Origin of the sequence: Psychrobacter sp. AOP3-A1-26 (assembly GCF_052378235.1) — a bacterium.
Taxonomy (GTDB): domain Bacteria; phylum Pseudomonadota; class Gammaproteobacteria; order Pseudomonadales; family Moraxellaceae; genus Psychrobacter.
The window spans coordinates 16,830-37,167 of the sequence record NZ_JBQSXN010000026.1; the positions used below are offsets into that span (position 1 = coordinate 16,830).

General features: G+C 43.1%; 18 protein-coding genes. 11 read left to right on the top strand and 7 right to left on the bottom strand.

The genetic code is table 11. The features are described from left to right. Positions 1–194 precede the first annotated feature (194 nt). The 6 genes from ACT3TU_RS06405 (at position 195) to radA (ending at position 5,999) form a co-directional block, all read left to right on the top strand. The gene (locus ACT3TU_RS06405) at positions 195–1,187 is read left to right on the top strand and encodes a KpsF/GutQ family sugar-phosphate isomerase (RefSeq protein ID WP_192523554.1); all 993 of its coding nucleotides are present in this window, start codon (positions 195–197) and stop codon (positions 1,185–1,187) included. 73 nt (positions 1,188–1,260) lie between these two features. Then, positions 1,261–1,827, top strand: a complete 567-nt coding sequence (locus tag ACT3TU_RS06410) for a KdsC family phosphatase (protein WP_192523576.1) — start codon at positions 1,261–1,263, stop codon at positions 1,825–1,827. Continuing rightward, positions 1,824–2,408 carry an LPS export ABC transporter periplasmic protein LptC gene (gene lptC / locus ACT3TU_RS06415; RefSeq protein ID WP_192523553.1) on the top strand — a complete coding sequence of 195 codons (585 nt, stop codon included), beginning with the start codon at positions 1,824–1,826 and terminating at the stop codon, positions 2,406–2,408. The genes ACT3TU_RS06410 and lptC overlap by 4 nt, the downstream gene beginning before the upstream one ends. 391 nt (positions 2,409–2,799) lie before the next feature. After that, a complete protein-coding gene (gene lptA, locus ACT3TU_RS06420) occupies positions 2,800–3,282 on the top strand; it encodes a lipopolysaccharide transport periplasmic protein LptA (protein ID WP_192523575.1) in 483 nt (160 codons plus the stop codon). 257 nt (positions 3,283–3,539) lie between these two features. Next, the gene (lptB, locus tag ACT3TU_RS06425) at positions 3,540–4,301 is read left to right on the top strand and encodes an LPS export ABC transporter ATP-binding protein (protein WP_192523574.1); all 762 of its coding nucleotides are present in this window, start codon (positions 3,540–3,542) and stop codon (positions 4,299–4,301) included. A gap of 258 nt (positions 4,302–4,559) precedes the next feature. Further along, on the top strand, positions 4,560–5,999 hold the full coding sequence (radA, locus tag ACT3TU_RS06430) for a DNA repair protein RadA (RefSeq protein WP_192523552.1): 1,440 nt from the start codon (positions 4,560–4,562) through the stop codon (positions 5,997–5,999). Positions 6,000–6,182: 183 nt separating this feature from the next. On the opposite strand, the gene ACT3TU_RS06435 is transcribed toward radA, so the two are convergent. Next, on the bottom strand, positions 6,183–6,797 hold the full coding sequence (locus ACT3TU_RS06435) for a septal ring lytic transglycosylase RlpA family protein (protein ID WP_192523551.1): 615 nt from the start codon (positions 6,795–6,797) through the stop codon (positions 6,183–6,185). 714 nt (positions 6,798–7,511) lie between these two features. After that, positions 7,512–8,654, bottom strand: coding sequence for a rod shape-determining protein RodA (gene rodA, locus ACT3TU_RS06440; RefSeq protein WP_192524055.1), 1,143 nt, complete (start codon positions 8,652–8,654; stop codon positions 7,512–7,514). Between the two features lie 263 nt (positions 8,655–8,917). Between rodA and ACT3TU_RS06445 the strand changes: the two genes are divergently transcribed. Then, positions 8,918–9,874 (top strand): D-Ala-D-Ala carboxypeptidase family metallohydrolase, encoded by a 957-nt coding sequence (locus ACT3TU_RS06445; RefSeq protein WP_192524056.1) that lies wholly within the window; start codon positions 8,918–8,920, stop codon positions 9,872–9,874. A 329-nt stretch (positions 9,875–10,203) separates the two neighbouring features. Continuing rightward, positions 10,204–10,695, top strand: coding sequence for a hypothetical protein (locus tag ACT3TU_RS06450; protein WP_192524057.1), 492 nt, complete (start codon positions 10,204–10,206; stop codon positions 10,693–10,695). Positions 10,696–10,793: 98 nt separating this feature from the next. Here the strand turns inward: ACT3TU_RS06450 and ACT3TU_RS06455 are convergent, their stop codons facing one another. The 3 genes from ACT3TU_RS06455 to ACT3TU_RS06465 all read right to left on the bottom strand — a co-directional run bounded on the left by ACT3TU_RS06455 (position 10,794) and on the right by ACT3TU_RS06465 (position 14,223). Further along, entirely contained in the window at positions 10,794–12,290 is a 1,497-nt protein-coding gene (locus ACT3TU_RS06455; protein WP_225736940.1) for a M16 family metallopeptidase, read from the bottom strand. A gap of 156 nt (positions 12,291–12,446) precedes the next feature. After that, positions 12,447–13,955, bottom strand: a complete 1,509-nt coding sequence (locus tag ACT3TU_RS06460; RefSeq protein ID WP_192524059.1) for a M16 family metallopeptidase — start codon at positions 13,953–13,955, stop codon at positions 12,447–12,449. A gap of 103 nt (positions 13,956–14,058) precedes the next feature. Continuing rightward, positions 14,059–14,223: a hypothetical protein gene (locus ACT3TU_RS06465; protein ID WP_192524060.1), complete on the bottom strand. Its 165-nt coding sequence runs from the start codon at positions 14,221–14,223 to the stop codon at positions 14,059–14,061. 970 nt (positions 14,224–15,193) lie between these two features. Here ACT3TU_RS06465 and ftsY point away from each other — a divergent pair. Both ftsY and ACT3TU_RS06475 read left to right on the top strand, forming a co-directional pair. Beyond that, a complete protein-coding gene (gene ftsY / locus ACT3TU_RS06470; protein WP_263973714.1) occupies positions 15,194–16,105 on the top strand; it encodes a signal recognition particle-docking protein FtsY in 912 nt (303 codons plus the stop codon). A 65-nt stretch (positions 16,106–16,170) separates the two neighbouring features. Next, positions 16,171–16,743 (top strand): methylated-DNA--[protein]-cysteine S-methyltransferase, encoded by a 573-nt coding sequence (locus ACT3TU_RS06475; RefSeq protein ID WP_192524061.1) that lies wholly within the window; start codon positions 16,171–16,173, stop codon positions 16,741–16,743. Between the two features lie 102 nt (positions 16,744–16,845). On the opposite strand, the gene ACT3TU_RS06480 is transcribed toward ACT3TU_RS06475, so the two are convergent. Further along, positions 16,846–17,595, bottom strand: coding sequence for a YebC/PmpR family DNA-binding transcriptional regulator (locus tag ACT3TU_RS06480; protein WP_192524062.1), 750 nt, complete (start codon positions 17,593–17,595; stop codon positions 16,846–16,848). A 287-nt stretch (positions 17,596–17,882) separates the two neighbouring features. Between ACT3TU_RS06480 and ACT3TU_RS06485 the strand changes: the two genes are divergently transcribed. Continuing rightward, a complete protein-coding gene (locus ACT3TU_RS06485; protein ID WP_192524063.1) occupies positions 17,883–18,713 on the top strand; it encodes an ion transporter in 831 nt (276 codons plus the stop codon). Positions 18,714–18,725: 12 nt separating this feature from the next. Here the strand turns inward: ACT3TU_RS06485 and ACT3TU_RS06490 are convergent, their stop codons facing one another. After that, positions 18,726–20,027, bottom strand: a complete 1,302-nt coding sequence (locus tag ACT3TU_RS06490; protein ID WP_192524064.1) for an ABC1 kinase family protein — start codon at positions 20,025–20,027, stop codon at positions 18,726–18,728. Positions 20,028–20,338: the final 311 nt, after the last annotated feature.

A 20,338-nucleotide genomic window follows, 5' to 3' on the forward strand; every position in this document is an offset into this window, starting at 1 on the left:
TGTATAAGGCGAATCATAATTAGATGTCAATAATGACGATCCTTCTAAATACTGTAAGGCTAAGTCATGATTGGTATTACTAACAGGGGCATCTTTATAGGTTTTCCCAGTTATTATTAAGGTTAGCTATTATTAATATTGGTCATAATATAGTAAAATACCTTATTGATTCATTATAAAAATAGAGCGCATTCATGAGTAATACCCAAATTGACATAACCCACGAGCAATTTATCGGCACTGCCATCGACGCGATCAACACTGAGATATCTGCGCTGGCATTACTGACTGAACAAATAGATGATAGATTTGCGCAAGCGTGCGATATTATTTTGGCTTGTGAAGGTCGAGTTGTGGTCACGGGTATGGGTAAGTCAGGCTTAATTGGTCGTAAAATAGCGGCGACATTTGCTTCTACTGGCACGCCCGCCTTTTTCATGCACCCTGGCGAAGCAGGGCATGGTGATTTAGGCATGTTAGTAAAAGGTGATGTGTTGCTCGCTATTTCTAACTCTGGCGAGTCAGATGAGATAAAAATGCTACTACCAGTGGTTAAGCGCTTAAATATTCCGCTGATTAGTATCAGTCGTGATAAGCGCGGTATGCTACCACGTGCAGCTGATATTATATTGACGCTTGGCAAGTCTCAGGAGGCGTGCCCACTTAATCTCGCTCCTACTTCCAGCACGACGGCGACCTTAGCGCTCGGAGATGCTCTAGCAGTGGCTTTGGTACATGCGCGTAATTTTACTTCTGAAGATTTTGCATTGTCGCACCCTGCTGGGGCGCTAGGTCGTCAGCTGTTGACCCGAGTGGAGGACTTGATGCATACCAGCTCAGAAAATTTACCGCTTATCTATCATCAGGCACCTTTGCAAGAGGCTTTATTTACGATGTCTGCTGGGCGTTTGGGTATGACGGTCGTCATTGATGACCAACAAAGAGTGGTCGGTGTATTTACAGATGGTGACCTGCGCCGTGGGTTAGAAAAAGGTATCGATTTACAAACGCCCATGCATGAGTTGATGGTTAGCAACCCACGCCATATCAGTAAAACCATGCGCGCATCGGATGCTCTTAGTGTGATGAATGAAAATGGTATCAGTCAGTTATTAATCATCGATGAAAACAATCGTTTGGAAGCGATTATTACGGTACATGATTTGCTGCAAGCAGGTGTAAAGTAAGCCCAATCAGCGATAAAATGCATTGCTCATAAATATAACATTTAATACGCCTTAATATAATAAGAGATAAATGATGCAAGACTTAATAAAAAAAGCCGGACAAGTAAAGCTATTAGTGATGGATGTCGATGGTATCTTATCGAATGGTCAAATTATCTATGATGCCAATGGTGTCGAGACCAAGGCATTTTCTGTCCATGATGGCGTTGGCGTTAAGTCGTTGGCACGTTATGGTGTTTTGACCGCTATTATTACTGGTCGTAGCAGTGCCATGGTTGATAAGCGTGCCTCTGAGATGGGCGTTGATTACGTGGTGCAAGGTCGCGATGACAAACTTATTGCCTTGGAAGAATTGCTATCAACCCTCGATCCAGCGCTCGGTATTACTGCTGCTGACTGTGCTTATATGGGTGATGATTTGCCAGATATTAAAGCGATGCAAACGGTGGGATTTGCCGCAACAGTGCCGAATGCTCATGTAGAGGTTATCAATCGCAGTGATATGATTACTACTCGCGCAGGAGGTACTGGCGCTGTACGTGAAATATGCGATCTTATTTTAAAAGGTCATGGACATTATCAAGACTTTATCGCCCACTATACGCTTGATGAGACCCAAAATCAGGATAAATCGTCGTGAATACACGTATTTTAATTGTTTTGGCGTTGATTCTCGCTGGTATTGCAGGCTGGTTTTTTAAACAGCAAGGAGAGATAACGCCACCAGTTAGTATCGAAGCAACAGATGTTGATTATGAAGCGACCGATATTAAGGCTGTACAGACTAACGACAAAGGCGAAACTGAGTATGAGCTTACCGCCGAATCGTTGACCCACAATCCAGAGACCAATCTGGATGAGATGTCTGGTATTACTATGGATTGGGAACCCTCTACAGAGCAGCGCTATCGTATTGAAGCAGGTAGTGCGGCTATTAGTCAGCAGACAGGCGATCTGAGTCTCTCTGGTGGCTTTACATTGACTAGTGAAGGCAATAAAGATGCGCCTGATATCGCGCCGATAAAAGTGATTGGTAATACTCTGAAAGGCAATACCAAATCAGGACAAGTATATAGTGAGGAGCCTGTTAAGATTGAACAAGGGATGAACCGCTTTGAAGCCTCTAGCATGACCGCCAATCTTGAGACAGGTGAGTATGAGTTTGGCCAAGTCGCGGTTGCTTTCACCCCGGCTGAGCGACAAGATAAAGCACTGTTCTAACGACAGTTGCTTTCATTAAGTATGTACTCACTATTAAAAATCCATGATACTAAAAACATATGACAAAAGCAGCTAGGGCGTGTCATCATTTAGATTGTGAGGCTTAAAATGAGCAAAATTGCAGTCAAACAAGGAAAATAGCGCAGATAATATCGATATATTAACCAGTTATTTGACGATGTTTGGCAAAATTTAGCTATTTTAAGACCACTAAATGATTAAATGTGCTAATTGATGACATGCCCTAGTATAAAGTTTGCAAATTCTACTACCCATTATAAAACGAGTAATTTTTATGACATCTAAATTTTTGCCTACTTTACGCTCATTGTCGACAGCTCTAAACCTAACAACGCCTAGTCTACAAAAATTGCGTGCGCTACCAGTGGTCATGTTGTTAGCATTGCCGCTTTATAGTCATGCATTACCATCAGATGCCAATCAGCAAATTAAGCTGCTGGTGGATAAGGCTACCTATAGTGAGCGTACAGGTGTTACAAGTTACGCGGGCAGTGTGGTTATTACCCAAGGTACGTTTAAGATGACCGCCGACAATATTACTGTCAATTTATCTCAAGGTCGTAGTATTAATTCCGCAGTCGCGACTGGGCGTCCAGCAACCATGCAGCAGGTTGTCACCCAAGAAAAAGGTCTGGCAAAAGGTCAAGCAAATAAAATCGATTATAATGCAGTCACAGGTATCATTACCCTGACTGGTAATGCCAAGCTGGTTCAAAATGGCGCTAGTTTTGCGGGCAATGTCATTCGTTATAGCCTAAAAGCTGGCGATGTCGAAGCGACTGCTGGTGGTAATCAGCGAGTGGAGCTGGTGTTCCCGCCCAACAATAGCAACAGCCAAAGCAGCATACGCTAACCTAACTGTCGCTATCGATAGGTGAATACATCTGTATCAGTGCTCGAATTATGCCCTTTTAAAGTAAGTTGATGCACTTGAAAACAGATACAAGTGTTACTGTTTTAAATTTTTCGCAGCCTCCGTCACGCTTGCGATCAGCAAGCAAGAAAAGTTTATAACAGTAGCGTGTGTTTACTAGGGGCTGAATTCTATACAGCCCCTAATATATCGATTTTATTTAGAAATACCTATAAGTTATGAGTGATAATAAAAATATGGACTCTTTAGCAACAAATGATAATATTGTGCCAGCCATCCGTTTATCTATGCAAGGTTTGGGCAAGCGCTATGGCAAACGTTGGGTGGTAAAAGATGTCTCCTTCTCTGTTAAACAAGGGCAGGTCGTTGGACTATTAGGTCCAAATGGAGCAGGCAAAACCACCAGCTTTTATATGGTAGTAGGGCTGGTCAATATGGATAAAGGCCGTGTCACCTTGGGGAAAATGGACCTCTCTAAATATGCCATGCATGAGCGTGCGCGCGCAGGTATCGGCTACTTACCCCAAGAAGCCTCTATTTTTCGTAAGCTATCTATTGAAGATAATATACTGGCTATCTTACAAACTCGTACAGAGTTGAGTGCTAATGAGCAGCGGCAAGAGCTTGAAAAATTAATCGGTGAGTTCCATTTAGAGCACGTACGAAAATCATTGGGTATGAGCGTGTCTGGTGGTGAGCGTCGTCGCTGTGAAATCGCCCGTGCTTTGGCCGCTGATCCAAAGTTTATCTTATTAGATGAGCCTTTTGCAGGCGTTGATCCTATCTCTGTTAGTGATATTAAAGACGTTATCCTAACCCTAAAAAATCGTGGTATTGGGGTGTTAATCACTGACCATAACGTTCGCGACACCTTGGCCATTTGCGAAAAAGCCTATATCGTCTCAGAGGGCGCCATTATCGCTGAAGGTACAGCAAAAGAGGTCTTAGACAATGAGCTTGTGAAATCTGTGTATCTTGGTAAAGACTTTCAGGTATAGATCAGCCAATCAAACTATGATCAAAAAGCGCCGTAAAACCACGTCCTTCTAGGGCGTGGATATCAGGCGTCAACCGTTGTCATCTCGCATTGAAACCACCTTGATGTCAGTCAGCACTATTTGTGCAGTATTATTTGAAGATATTTAACATGCTGCAGATTCTTCTGACACTTTTCCGACACTAAGTGCCATCCCTTCTATTCTATACAGCCCCTATTAATTATTCTCAATAGTTTACCTGAATAAGGCCCAACCATTATGGCAAAAAATAAAAGCAGTTATGTCTGTCAGCATTGCGGTGCGCATTTTGGTAAGTGGGCAGGGCAATGTACCGATTGTAGCGAGTGGAATAGCTTGGTTGAAGCACCAAACGTCAGTATGCCGCATCATAATAAAAGTACTGCTAAGCCTGCCACTCGTGCAGCGCCACGAAATTCGTCCGGTGGCACACCAGCTGGCAACTATGCCGGTACTCATAGTGCAGTGATGCCGCTCAATGCGGTTAGTATCGGTTTGGATACACGCCTGCCAACGGGTATCAGTGAGTTTGATCGGGTATTGGGAGGTGGTTTGGTCGCCGGCTCTGTGGTACTGATAGGTGGTGATCCCGGTATCGGTAAGTCGACTATTCTATTACAGACAGCGACCAACATGGCAAAGGCCGACTCTTTAGCAGGCAGTGCATTATATGTGACTGGGGAAGAATCATTGGCGCAGGTAGCCATGCGTGCCAAACGCTTGGAGTTGCCAGCTGATAGATTGCGCGTACTTGCTGAGACCAATGTAGAGACCATCTGTGCGGCATTAACCCAAGAGCAACCTGCCATCGCCATTATTGACTCTATTCAGACCATTTATACCGACGCCATTAATTCTGCCCCAGGCGGTGTCAGCCAGATTCGTGAGTCTGCGGCTATCTTGACCCGTTATGCTAAACAGACTGGTACAGCATTATTCTTAGTAGGGCATGTAACTAAGGAAGGGACACTTGCAGGACCACGTGTACTTGAGCATATGGTTGATACGGTTTTATACTTCGAAGGTCAATCAGATTCGCGTTTTCGCATGATTCGTGCGGTCAAAAACCGCTTTGGAGCAGTAAACGAGCTAGGAATTTTTGGTATGACCGATATGGGGCTGAAAGAAGTCGCCAATCCATCGGCCATATTTTTGAGCCGTTATGACAGACCTGTTGCAGGTTCTGTGGTCATGGTCAGTCGCGAAGGTACAAGACCGCTATTAGTAGAAGTACAAGCCTTAGTTGATGACTCTCAAGGCTCTCCAAGACGGATGGCATTGGGATTGGATTTTCAGCGTTTGTCCATGCTGCTCGCCGTGATGCATCGTCATGGAGGTATTCATACCAGTGGACAAGATGTTTATGTCAACGTCGTCGGCGGTGTTAAGGTGATAGAAACAGGGTCGGATTTGGCGGTGCTGTTGGCGTGCGCCTCGAGCATCAAAGAAAAAGCTTTGCCGTCTTCGTTAGCTGTATTTGGTGAGGTAGGGTTGTCCGGTGAAATTCGCCCAGTACCCAATGGTCAAGAGCGTTTAAAAGAGGCGATGAAACATGGCTTTAAACACGCTATTATCCCTAAAGCCAATGCGCCTGCCAAGGGTTCTCCTCAGTTTAAGGGTATTAATGTGATTGCTGTTGAGCGTTTGGATGATGCGATTGAAAGCGCGTTTGAACTATAGTTTTTAAGCATAAATCTGCTAAACTTAAACAATCAAAGATCATAAAAAAAGCGCCTAACTATTAATTAAGTTAGGCGCTTTTTATTTAAAGCTGACAGTCTATTGTAGAAGGCTGCATCTGCATTATAAAAAAACCGTTAAAGGTTTAAACCGCTCATGGTCTAAAACGTTAAAGGTTTACAACTATGGACCTGAAACACGCTCGATAGCGACGTTGCCGACCCCTTTATTGGTAATGCCAAGTTGTTTAGCAGCACCATAAGATAAATCTAATACACGGTTGCCGTGGAATGGACCGCGATCGTTCACTTTTACCACCACGCTTTTACCGTTGGTTTTATTGGTGACTTTAACATAGCAGTTCAATGGTAATGAGCGATGAGCAGCAGTCAAACCATTCATATCAAAGGTTTCGCCACTGGCTGTTTTACGGCCGTGGAACTTACGACCATACCAAGAAGCTAAACCTGTCTGCTTAAATTTGCTGACTGAATTAGAGGCGACGGCTGTCAGACGCTCCAATACGTCTTCATCATTGGATGCTTGCGTCGTATCACTGCTCAACAATGGGCTGCTAAGCGCTAATGACGTAGGTTGGCGTGCTGATTTGACCAAGCTTGATGCACCATCATGCTGACGGCTAAGCTCACCAAGCACACGATCGATGTGGGAGGCGTTATCTTGCGAAAATGTCGCAAGCGTGGTTTTTGCTTCTACAGCGTTGGCACTAGTAGCGATTGTAGAGCCAGCAAACAAAACAGCTGACATGGTGAGTAAACCAGATAAACGCTTATTCATAGATACCTCTATAACTTATACATCAAAACCTAACTCTAATAAACTTAGATTGAGTGCGACCGCATTAGACCAATCTAACCGTGTCGCAAACTCTAAAGACTCACTATCAATCGATCATTCTTATAGAGATTGATATCAAATGGAGGCTTTTATGGGTTTTAATGTATGGTAATTTTTCATTGTATTATCATAAGGGGTTAGCGGTAATATGACCGAACCAGCTTATGATATTTTTGAATGATAATTAATAATATGAGTTAAGCACATAATCTAAAAATGAAGATTGCGTACTGATTTCACTATGTATTGAGTTTCCAAACCTTCTTACAGTGCTAAATTAGTAAAGGGTTTAAAGCGTGTTACGTTTTTCTTTGTTATTAAACCGTTAATTAAGTAGTGACTTTGAAACTCTGGAATTCATAGTTTGCTAACTATACGGACAATCTACGACTAAAATATAATCGAATGCAAAGTTATTTAGCAGCTGTGTACGTGTTATGTATCAACAGACAGTAAAAAGAGATTAACGCAATTTTTTGTAAAAAACAAGGATAAATACCGATTGGTATTAATAGATAAGTGGAAAATGACGGGCATTGTGGCTGTAAAATGAGTAATTTGTCTTTGCGATAATCACTGTCACAGCGACAAATTATAGGCAAGCTATCGTTATCGATTTACATACTTTTGAATGCTCAACAGGCCCTAATGAAGTTAAGGAGACTTATGAGTATGAATAGACATAAGTATACCAAAACCCGCCATTAAAGTCACAATGGCAGTACCACCATAGCTGATAAAAGGTAAAGGAACCCCCACCACAGGTAAAAGCCCACCAACCATACCGACATTGACAAATACATAAACAAAGAAAGACATGGTAATAGCACCCGCTAATAACCTGCTATAAACATCGGTATGATCAAAAGCAATATACAAGGCGCGCATCAATAAACACAAATAAATAAACATCAATAATAAAACACCTAATAAGCCAAATTCTTCAGAAAAAGCGGCAATAATAAAGTCAGTATGGCCTTCTGGTAAGAAATGTAGATGTGATTGCGTACCTTCTAAATAGCCTTTTCCAGTCAGTCCACCGGCACCAATAGCGGTTTTGGATTGGATGATATTCCAGCCAGCACCTTGTACATCAGCTTCAGGGTTTAGCATTGTTAATACTCGCGTCCGCTGATAGTCATGCAATAGAAAATTCCAGACGATGGCGAGAAGAGGTACTGCTAGGATGGCGGCAGCTGAAATCAAGCGCCATGATAGACCTGCTAAAAACAGTACAAAAATACCGCTTGCTGCTACCAATAACGATGTACCAAGATCAGGCTCTTTAGCAATCAATAACACAGGGACGATGATTAATGCCAAGGTTATAACAATACTAGAAGCAGACGGCGGCAGGTCACGTTTGGACAAAAACCAAGCACACATCATGGGCATGCCAAGTTTCATGAATTCTGAGGGTTGCACGCTACCAAATCCTGGTAATTCAATCCAGCGCTGAGCGCCCATGCGTACCTCACCAATGATATCGACCAATACCAATAAAATTAATCCAAGCACATAAAATATGGGCGTAAAAACACGATAAATACTAGGCGGTATCTGTGCCATAGCGAACATAACGGTAAAAGCTACGCCATAACTGACCATTTGGCGTATGACCATGCCCACATCTTGACTTGCAGCACTATACAAAATCGTCAAACCAATACAGCAAACCGTCAGCAGCAGGAGAGTCAACCATGGATCGATATGAATGCGCTGCCATAGCGTTGGTGCATGACCTTGACCTAAATGATGGCTCTGACGTGAAAAACGATACTGTAGATTCGAAGACATAGGCAAAGTGTGACTGACCATTGGTGTGAAAGAAAAATCTTGTTTGATAAGTAACAAGTGGATAATCAGTGATTATAAAGTGTTCACTCAACCAGATAATAGAGAATAAAGTAACTTGCTGGTAATAAAGTCACGTAATTATAAAAACTATAAGGATAAGTGTTAATTACGAATATGCCGCTACTGATTCGTTGCGATAGTTTAGCGTGCTTGCTTAAAATTTGATAGTATCGATAAAACGTTTTTAGCGGTAGTTTCTTGCAATGATAAATACAAAAAAACCTATTTATAAGCAAATGCACAAGCCTGTCATCGCTTTAGTTATTTGTGCCAGTAGCATCTCTGCCCATGCCGCGATTATAAGCGACAATAGTGAGCGCCGTATCCAAATTCGCCATGGCAGCAGCGCTGATAGTGACAGCTCTAACGCCTATATTTCGCCTTCTGCCCGCAGTAATGCTAATCAAAAAGGTGGCTACAGCGGTGGTGTAACTATGTTGAGTGGAGCAGATAGAGTAAGTGGCGATAGTATGCAAGGACTTATTCAACAAAAACAGCGTGAGTTTGAATTCGATGCCAGCTTATCGATAGAAGAGAACAAACGAGTCAATACCAATAAAGGCACACCACGCCATAACACGACTTATAGCACTAGTAGTAACGACTTTACCAATATGAATTTTAATGCATGGCTGAATAGTAATAGTTACCGTGCTAGGCAGGTAAACGATTATAAGCGTTATCTTGGCTCACGAGTTGGTGCGCAAAATGTGCCGCCATTGTCTCAGCTACTGACTACTGCTCGTAGCTGGAGTAAGTGCGGTTATGAGCCGTATCAGTTGCCCCCGCAGGAGCTATGGGCGAATATTGTGCCAACATTACGTTTATACAGTGAGTTAAAAAGCCAAGGAGTTTTGCCGGCGAGCACCGAGATACGTTCAGTATATCGTAGTCCAGGACTAAATGACTGTGCAGGCGGCGCCAGCGCTAGTAAACATATGACCGCAGGGGCTATGGATATTTGGGTACCTGATTATGAAGGTAGCCCATGGCAGCTTAGTACTATGCAGGATGGCCTATGCCAGTTTTGGCAATATCAGGGACAATCTCATGATTTCGGCTTAGGTTTATACTCTACAGGCGCGATTCATCTCGATACCGAAGGCTATCGTAAATGGGGTTTTAACCATGCCAGTAGCAGTTCCTCCTGCCGTTATTAAATGAATTGAAACCCAAAAAGTACGATTAGCTGTGTCAAGCTCGTTTAGTCTACAGTGTGTAGTACTTGCATTCGTTTTCCTTGCTACTCTAATTTTGGTGAATAGTATAAGTTGAAACTATCAGAAGGGTAAATAAATACTGGCTAAGAGTCATAAAAGAGGGTTAGAAGCGTTATAATATGCCTATGAGGTCAATCACAAGGTTATAAAAAGTGATACATGGCTTAAAATAGCACTTATGGTAAGTAAGGTTTATGAAACAGCGGTATACAAAAAATAATCGGTCTAATAAATCAAAAAAAACGTTTTTGCAATCAAACAATACGTACGTGGCTTTATTTGCTGCAGGTTTTTTCTCTTTAGTGCTGATTAGTGCTTGCAGCCCAGACACATTCTCTGATGACAGCTCAATAGCGGCAGAACAATCTGACTCTGGCTCGGATAAAAATTTGCAAGATGCCAAAGATATTCAAAACAATATTAAGAACTCTTATGCGCGTCTGGCATCAAAACGCTCCAATATTTGTCCAAAATTGATACAAGAAGAAATAGACAGTCAGGTTATTGAGCGTACCGAAGAAGTGATGGTGGATAATCACTGTGATTATTTTTTATACCCGCGAAATGGTCAGCATATTTCGGTGAGTACTAACGACAGTCAAATCGAAGCATTACTAATAGTGCCAACGCTGCACGACTTTGCTAACGGGGATTATCAGGTCAGCTCTTATGACAAGCACGTGGTCCGATTGTCCTATAATGGGGCAACTTATAAGCCTGAACATTTTGTGTATGACGTGGCAGTGACTGTTTCCAATTAAATATTTTGTTTTTTGATAAAACAAAAAAAAGGATGGGCGATGTTAATAGCATCGCCCATCCTTTTTTATATAGCCATTTTAAAGCGAATTATCTATAGTTAGTTACTGGTCTTTTTATCTTTCCAAGGATCGTTTTGACCAACAGTGACAATTAAAAAATCATCAGGCTGTAGGGTACTGCGCATCGTTTGGTTGACTTCAGAGAGCTTAACTTGGTCAATACGATTGACATAATCTGACAAATAACTGTTCGGCAGTTGATAAAAATTCATCATACCGAGTAAGCCATTAATTCCCGCATTGCTCGCAAAACCCATTGGGAAGCTATTTTTGAGATTATCTGTTGTCAGTTGCATCTCATCGCTAGTGATACCTGTGTCTAAAGTTTCATTAATGACATCTAGGCTGGCATCAATCGCAGCACGAGCCTTGTCATTACGAGTTGAAAACCCAATTTGATAAGGTCCACGCGCCAGCATCGGGTTCATCGAGCCTGATATGCCATAAGTATAGCCAAGGTTTTGCCTTATTTCCGTCATTAGTCGTGCATTAAAATCTCCCCCAGCCATGACTTCGTTACCGACAGCAAAATTGGTTTGCTGCTGTTGGTCTTTTGGGTTGGTGGCGCGCTTACTACCTAACTGCCCCATGAGTACGGTGGTCTGAGTACTGGGAAATGGTATGTGAATATGCTTTGATGTACTCAGGGATTTTGGCTCAGGTAGCTCAGCGGCGGGCTGGCCAGTAGGTAATTTAGCCGTGATACTTTCAGCCAGTTTTTTGGCTTGTTCTAAGGTTAGGTTGCCTGTCATGGCAACAGAGGCATTTGCCGCGACTAAATAGCGGTTTTTGAAATCCACCAGCTGTTTTTTTTCAATAGTAGGGACTGTTTCAAGCGTACCAACCGATGGATGGGAGTAAGGATGCTCACCGTACAGTGCCTGACTAAATGCAATACTGGCAAGGCTGTTAGGATCTTGTTTTTGCTGCTGCAAACCGACCAGTAAGCGTGCCTTGTTACGGGCTAAGATTTGCTCATCAAAGCTCGGCTCAGTGACCATCTGAGTCATTAAGTCACTGGCAGGTAGTAGATGCTTGTCATCAGATAAGCTGCGCAGCGAGACCATAAACATATCTTTATAAGCACTACTGCTTAAATTAACGCCCAAGGTTTCAACCGCACGCGTGAATTCATTTTCATCTAAACGCTTGGAGCCTTGTTCAAGCATGGTTGCGGCCATATTGGCAATGCCAAAACCATCCTGCTTTATACTGCTATCGCGAGCACTACCAGCATTAAAGCGCAAATCAATATCGACGATCGGTAATGCGGTCGTCGGTACAAAAAGTACAGGCACACCTGCTTTGGTTTTAAACTGCTGAATCTTTGGTACTGTAACCTTTAGAGGCTTGGCATCATCTAGGCTGGTCAGCTTTGACAGTGCTGCGATTGGTGCACTGGTATCGACTGCTGCTGCATGGGAGCGAGAGTCTTCAGCATCAGCTATATCTGCGTGAGCCGTTATGCTCAATGTGGTCAGCCCTAAAAATAAGCCCACACTCAAACTGGGTAGCTGCTTAGACTTTGTTTTCATTGATAGTTTCATTGATAGTTTCATTGATGACAGCAAAACAGTCTTCTTTTTAGTCGTTTTGTTAATGTTGAAAGTAGTATTTTGGGTCATGGTTTTCTTCTTATTAATAAAGGCTTTATGAAAAATTTTTGCATTAAATAAATGAAACACACCGCGCTATTTTTTCTTTGTTTCTGCTTTATCTTTAGGCGGCACGATATGCATCACCGTCAAATTATCCTTTACTAAATATTTTTTGCTGGCCGCTTTTATATCAGCAATCGTTACATTATCAAGCCTAGCTGGTAACTCAGCAAGCAGTCTGTCATCTAGACCGATAGATTGTAACGAGCCAATCATACGTGCCTGACCCTCCATACTGTCTTGCGCATAGACAAGCCCCGTCACCGTATTGGTTTTGGCACGCTCGATTTCATCAGCGGCAATCGGGTCGGTTTTGAGCTTTTCTATTTCAGCAATGATGGCTTGCTGTGCTTGATCTAAGCTCACGCCTTCACGCGGTGTCGCCTGTATCAAAAACAGCCCGTCGCCGCGATCCAGCAAATCATAAGACGTGCCTACCGTAGTCAGCACTCCTTGCTCACGTATCAACCGACTCTCGAGGCGTGCGGACAGGCCGCCATCTAATACATCTTGGGCTAATGACAGCGCATATGCTTGCTTTTCATCCTTTGCACCAGCAGTGACGAGACTGGGGACGTTATAACCCATTAATAAAACCGGCACTTGCACCGCTTGCTCGGAGTCAGTTTGTTGATAGCCACGGAAGCCTTTTTGACTGATGGCAGGGCGCTTGGGTAGATTGCTTTTTTTGAGCTCACCAAAGTAGCGTTTGACCTGAGTTAATACCTCTGTCGGCTCAACGTCGCCTACGATAACTAAGGTTGCATTGTTTGGCGCGTACCATTGCTGGTACCAGTCCTTTAGTTCTGGCAGTGTTATTGATTCAAGCTCGTTCATTGGGCCAATAACTGACTCACCTTTAGGGCTATCAGGCAATGCGAGTAAGCGGAATGATTCGTAAGCTTTGGCAAGTGGATTGTCATCGGTACGCTGACGACGTTCTTCCATGACCACTTGATGCTCTTTGACGAATTCTTTTTCATCAAATACTAAGTTTTTCATGCGATCCGCTTCGAGCTCTAATGCTAAAGGAAAGCGATTGGCAGGGAACAGCTCATAGTAGCCTGTATAATCGTAGCTGGTAAAGGCGTTGTTGACCCCACCAAATTTGGCAATCAAGCGTTCATAATCCGCGCTTGAAACATTGCTGGTGCCTTTAAACATCATATGCTCAAGCAAATGCGAGATGCCGCCTTTATCAACGGGCTCATCTGCTGAACCAACTCGATACCAAATCTGGGTCATCGCTACTGGTGCACGATGGTCTTCTTTTACCACTACCTTTAGACCGTTTTCTAGCTGATATTCATGTCGACCCGACATATCCATGGTCAATGCTGATTGCTGAGTGTCTGCGGTCGCTTGATTTTGACTTGCTTTATCTTGCTCTGAGGTGTTTGGAGTCATTGGATTCTGAACAGACGAGCGTTGATTAGAATCAATGGTATTGGTCTGACAAGCAGCAAGTGCGGTGGCCATTGCTAGGGTACAGGCAATGCGTAGTGAAGTGTTAGGCATGAATAATGGTAAAGACAATGGCATGGTAGGTTCTACTTATATAAGATGGCAACTTGTAAACAGATGACTCATAAAATGGCGAATCATAAACTGATGTATCAACTATCAATGCTAACGATAGTTGGCTTTATAAAGATTTATGCGCCCCAACCATCACACTGGCCGTTGGCTTGAATTCTTGAGTAGTATTGCAGCCTGTCGCTGATAGCACCATCGTGGTTAACAATAGTGCTGCGCTGATACTGACGGTCTTTTTACTATACTTTTTACGAGTATGAGATAGTGATGACATAAGTAACTCCTAACCGGTGATTGTCGAATATGCGATGTTGAATAAGTAGCAAACCCTAAGGCATGTCCTCAATTCAAGCGACTGTATCTAAATGGGCTAAAAATGGCTAAATTTTGCCAAACATCGTCAAATAGCTGATTAATATCCCGATATTATTTACGCTATCTTCCTCGTTTGACTGCAACTTATCTCATTTTTATAATCATTTTAAAATGAAGACACACCCTAGAGTAAGACTTGGTAGAGTAGGCGAAGTCTAGCATGGAGAGGGTCAGATTTTTGTGTCCAAATCTTAAGCGAAACTTTCTCAGTCTATTGTCGTGCCTTTTAAAGTTGCAATTTTTGACCATGGTCTAAGACGGTAAGGGCTGAGCGCCACTCGAATTATGCTAAACTAGGCTAAAATTATCTGTCATATCTAGAGTAAAAACATGACGGTATATAGGCCATTCAAAATAAACAAATAACTGATAGTGATAACTTTTAGGGCAAGCTTATGAATAACCCAAATAATAACAATCGTGTGGTCATCAATCTTGATGGCGACCTTGATGATTTAGATGACGATGATATTACCTTACCCAGTCTGCCGGCGCAATCTGTGCCCATTATTGATGAGTCGGAAGAGGTTGTAGAAACTCAAGTATCTAATACCCAAGCACCCAATGATGAAAGTGTCGCTTTGGGTACGCCTATTGTCATGACAGACGAGCAAAGTAGCGCTAAAAACACCTCAGAAAGTTTCACAAGTGCTTCTTCAACAACTGACAACGCTGCAACTGATAAAAATGTGGCGAGCGAATCCAGTGCCGTTCCTAATATCCCAACCATGCCATTGCAGGAGCAACTGGGGGATAGTCCAAACGTTAGCCCTGATAGTAGCAGTACAGAAGTGACGACTCCGCAGCAATCAGAAGTAGAATTGCAAGAGGCTCAAGGCAATACGAAAAAGGGCAGCTGGTTTAACCGCATGAAAACGGGGCTGAGCAAGTCACGTAAAAACCTAGCCGAAGGTATGGTCAGTATCTTGATTGGTGGCAAAGAGATTGATGATGAGCTGTTAGAAGAGGTTGAAGACCAGTTGCTCGTCGCTGATATCGGGGTCAATGCCACCAACCGTATTATCAAAAGCCTCACCGAACAGACGAACCGTGGTGATTTGATTTATGCGCACTCGCTGTATAAGGCACTACAAACTGAATTGGTCGATATTTTAACGCCAAAAGTTGCGCCGCTGGTCATTGATAGCAGCAAAAAACCCTTTGTTATTTTGGTCGTTGGTGTTAATGGTGTGGGTAAAACCACCACTATCGGTAAACTGGCCAAACGCCTACAAGGTGAGGGCAAGTCAGTCATGCTGGCCGCTGGTGATACTTTCCGTGCCGCGGCAACTGAACAGCTGCAAATTTGGGGTGAGCGTAATAGTATTCCAGTCGTGGCGCAAGGTCATGGCTCTGATAGTGCGTCAGTTATCTTTGATGCCATGCAATCTGCTAAGGCAAAAAATATCGATGTATTGATAGCCGATACGGCTGGTCGCTTGCAAAATAAAACCCACCTGATGGCAGAGCTTGAAAAAGTGGTGCGCGTGATGCGTAAAGCCGATCCAAGCGCCCCGCATGAAGGGATGATTGTACTTGATGCGGGCACGGGTCAAAATGCGATTAACCAAGTGGAGCTATTCAATAAAGTGGTGCCATTGACAGGTATTACCATTACCAAATTAGACGGTACTGCCAAAGGCGGCGTGGTCTTTAATATTGCTGAAACGACGGATGTGCCTATTCGTTATATTGGTGTTGGTGAGTCAATTGATGATTTACGTGCCTTTAGTCCTAAGCAGTTTGTCGCAGCGTTATTTGAGACTGATGATAAAGAGTAGTGTTTGATAGATCGTTTTAGTTGATGAAGAAGTTTTGGAAGTATAACGATTTGGAAGGAAAAGCCATGATAGTCACCACAGCCACTTTTGGATTGCACCAATTAACGTTAATCGCGAGTGTTAATGAGCATAGCAGTCCTAAACTGGTTGAAGCCAATTGGCTGCTGGCAGGTAACGCTTGGCACAGCTCCAAATCTATTCCGAAACTTAAAAAATATTACAACCTTGTCGATCAGGACTTTACCTTTATTGACAAAGATAGCCTAAGCGAAAGCGAACCTGCCCAAGCTCTGTTACTAGAAGCTATCAAACAATTAGACGAATATTTTAAGGGTGATCGCCAAGCGTTTGACCTACCATTAGATCTGTCGCTGGGCACTGAGTTTCAGCAGCGAGTCTGGCGCGCACTACAAGACATCAATCACGGTGAAACGATCAGTTATGCCACACTGGCAAAAAACGTAGGTAATCCCAAAGGCTATCGTGCGGTGGCCAATGCTAACGGTAAAAACCCTTTTAGTATTATCGTTCCCTGCCATCGAGTCATTGCTAGCGATGGTAAGCTCGGTGGTTATACAGGCGGGCTAGATAAAAAAGAATACTTGTTAGCGCTTGAAGGGGTCAGTTGCAAAACATAATGTGAATTAAGCACGTATCACGCGCTACTAAACACAAAAAAGCCAAACGCTAAAAACGTTTGGCTTTTTATTGAACAACTGATAGTTGATTATGTGATGATGTTATTGCTCAAGCTCAGCCATCACCTCAGCAGAGAAGTTCACATTACTATAAACCTCTTGGACGTCATCGATATCTTCCAACATATCAATCATTTTCATGACTTTTTCGGCATCATCGACATTATCGATTTCGGCGCTGGTTGATGGAGACATGGTGACTTCAGCGTTATCAGACACTAGTCCTGCCGCATTGAGCGCATCTTTGACTTGACCAAAGCTTTCCCATTCAGTGATAACAAGTAGGCTTTCGCCATCGTTTTCGATATCCAGCGCGCCTGCATCTAACGCTGCCAGCATCACCTCATCTTCTAGGCTGATGTCATTAAAGGTAATTTCGCCGCGCTTAGTAAATAAATAGGCAACCGAACCTGAAGTACCAAGGTTGCCCTCGTTTTTGGTAAACGCATGACGCACTTCACTAACGGTACGGTTAAGATTATCAGTCAAGGTTTCGACCAATACAGCCACACCGCCCACTCCATAGCCCTCATAGCTCACTTCATCCATATTTTCATTGTCATCGCCGCCAGTACCGCGAGCCACGGCACGATTGATGGTATCTCGAGTCATATTGGCTGATAGTGCTTTTTCAATGACGGCACGCAGTCGTGGGTTCTTGTCAGGATCAGCGTCACCTTGCTTGGCTGCAGAAACGATTTCACGAATGATTTTGGTAAATACTTTGCCTTTTACCGCATCCTGACGGGCTTTGCGGTGTTTGATATTTGCCCATTTTGAATGGCCTGCCATATAATATCCTTAAATTCTGCGTCTTATTTATTATGCTTAAAAAAAGTATTTTTATAATAGGGTAATTCTATTTGTCTAAGGCAATAGAGCTACTAATACATTAACGATTTTTATGTTGTTGAGAGTGCTTTTTTGCTACACTGTGGCAACTTATAGATTGTATTCACAATGATAAGTGAGCAATATTATAAACCAGTTTTAGGTATTTTGACTAACTTGACCTTATCTATCACATTTTAAGTCATTGGTTGCTATCAAGCCATTGATATTATGAAGTTACTGACTCTATGAAGCAACCCACCGCTGAAGCCATTACCCATTTGCGTAACCGCATTCATATCATTATTGAAGGGACAGACACCCGTCTGGGTAAACTGTTCGATATCGTATTGTTGATTGCGATTTTGGCCAGTGTGGCTGTGGTCATGCTGGATAGTGTGCTATATATGCGTTTGCAATATGGCATACTGTTTCGCTATGCAGAATGGTTTTTTACCATTTTGTTTACGATGGAGTATATTCTGCGGTTGTTTTCAGCACCCAACCGTTTGCGTTATGTGTTCAGTTTTTTTGGGATAGTAGATTTATTGTCAGTACTGCCAAGCTACTTGAGCCTAGTATTCGGCGGCGTACAGTATCTATTAGTTATTCGCATACTGCGTATCTTACGCGTGTTTCGTGTGCTTAAGCTCAACACCTACATGCAGCAAGCGGGTTTTTTGGCCTCAGCGCTCAAAACCAGTCAGCAAAAAATTACGGTGTTTTTCTTATCATTAGTACTATTGGTCACGATTTTTGGTGCGGTTGTCTACGTGGTCGAAGGGCCAGAAAATGGCTTTACCAGTATTCCGATATCTATTTATTGGGCGGTGGTGACGGTCACCACAACTGGTTATGGCGATATGTCACCAAAAACGCCAATCGGTCAAGCAATTGCTTCGATGGTTATGATTACCGGTTATGCCATTATTGCCGTACCAACGGGTATTTTTACGGCTGAATTAGCGCGTAATATGCGTCCGCAGCTGAACCCGATAGCCTGTCCAAATTGTGGTAAGTTTGGACATGCGGTAGGGGCAGAGTTTTGTGATCGTTGTGGCCATGCCCTACACATTTAATTGTCGTTCGAATTAAACCTCTATGTATTCATCAACGAGTGGTGATAGGTCAATCTCAACGCCTAAATTGACCAAGTTCCAGTACTGCCCTGATACCGTACGATCTAACATCATGGTCGTCGCAGAAGGCTGAAACTGTCCAAAGTACTTCAACGAAGTACGCATTTGGGCGATGGCTTCGTGATGGACTTCACTACTAGCAAAATCAAAAGCGCCTTCTTGATAAGGCTGGATAGAGAGAGGCTTTAGGCCGATAGAGAGCCATTTTTCATAGAACTCACCCGGAATATTTTTATCATCGTCACGGCGAATGTCTAAGGCAACAAGGTCTTGTTCAAGGGCAGTCGTATCGCTTGTAATAGCATGCTTGGCAAAACGGCGGAACAATTTAACTTCGCTATCACTATAACTCCGAATACCCCCAAAATCATAAGCCACGACGCTACCATCTTTGCGAAAAGCAAAGTTACCAGGATGTGGGTCGCAATGCATACGGTACAAGCCAAATAACTGTCCTGCAGTAAAGTGAAACAGTCGCTTTGCTATTTCTTGTTTGATGTCATTGTCCCATGTCGCTGCGACTGTTAACGTTTCGCCCATCTCTTCGGTCAAGGTCAAAACCCGTTTGGAAGAATGGCTGCTAACGACTTTAGGAATGATAAGTCCTTCATCTTCTGCATGAAAAGCCCCAAACACTCGCAAGTTATGCGCTTCTTTAATATAGTCCAGCTCATCGTGCAAGCTTTGGCGAATCTCGTTAAACAGCTGTTCTTGTAACTGTTTACTCATATTAAGTACACCAGCGATTTTTAGCGCCATACGTACTTGCTTGAGATCACTATCACAGTTCTCATCGACGTCAGGATACTGGACTTTGACCACCACTTTTTGTCCCGTTGGCAGTGTGGCTTTGTGTACTTGGCCAATAGAAGCGGCAGCAAAAGGGGTTTCTTCAAACTCAGCAAACAATTCGTTGACAGGCGCGTTAAGTTCACGCTCGATTTGCGCCCGTATCTGCGCATAGGGCATGGGCGGCGCATCTTTTTGTAGCTTCTCTAAAGCGGTGGCAACCTCAGGTGGAAAGACGTCTTTATACTGTGAAGCAATTTGCCCCACTTTCATCACCGCACCTTTCATTTCTCCAAGCGTTTCGGCTATCTGGATACCCACGTCTTGCATTAATTCTGAGCGCGCTTGCAGACGTTTTTCTTCGTCACTTGAGAGATGCCTAAATGAGTTTTTAGCTGCTTTGCCAGCAATGCTTGCGGTCATACCAGCGAGTTTCATAAAGCGCTTTCCAGACGTTTTTGCCATTCATGTCACCATATAGTGGATTGTTTGCTCAGCCGTAATTCTAGTGTTTTAATCAAATAAATACTGTTTAGCTAATGTGTTGATAATAAAACGGTTCTATAGTCGGTTCTAAATAAAACAGATGCGTTATGATATGACGCGGAACTGGTATAAATTTTTCTGGCTTGCTGTGTCTACGCTGACAAAGGCTGCAAAGCTTATATTTTAAAGAAAGGTATACCAGTCCCGCCGCCGTACCGCTTTTATATTGAACTTACTATATGTGAACCGTGTTTTTCTTATTTTACCAATGTTTAAGGGCGGTTTTAAAA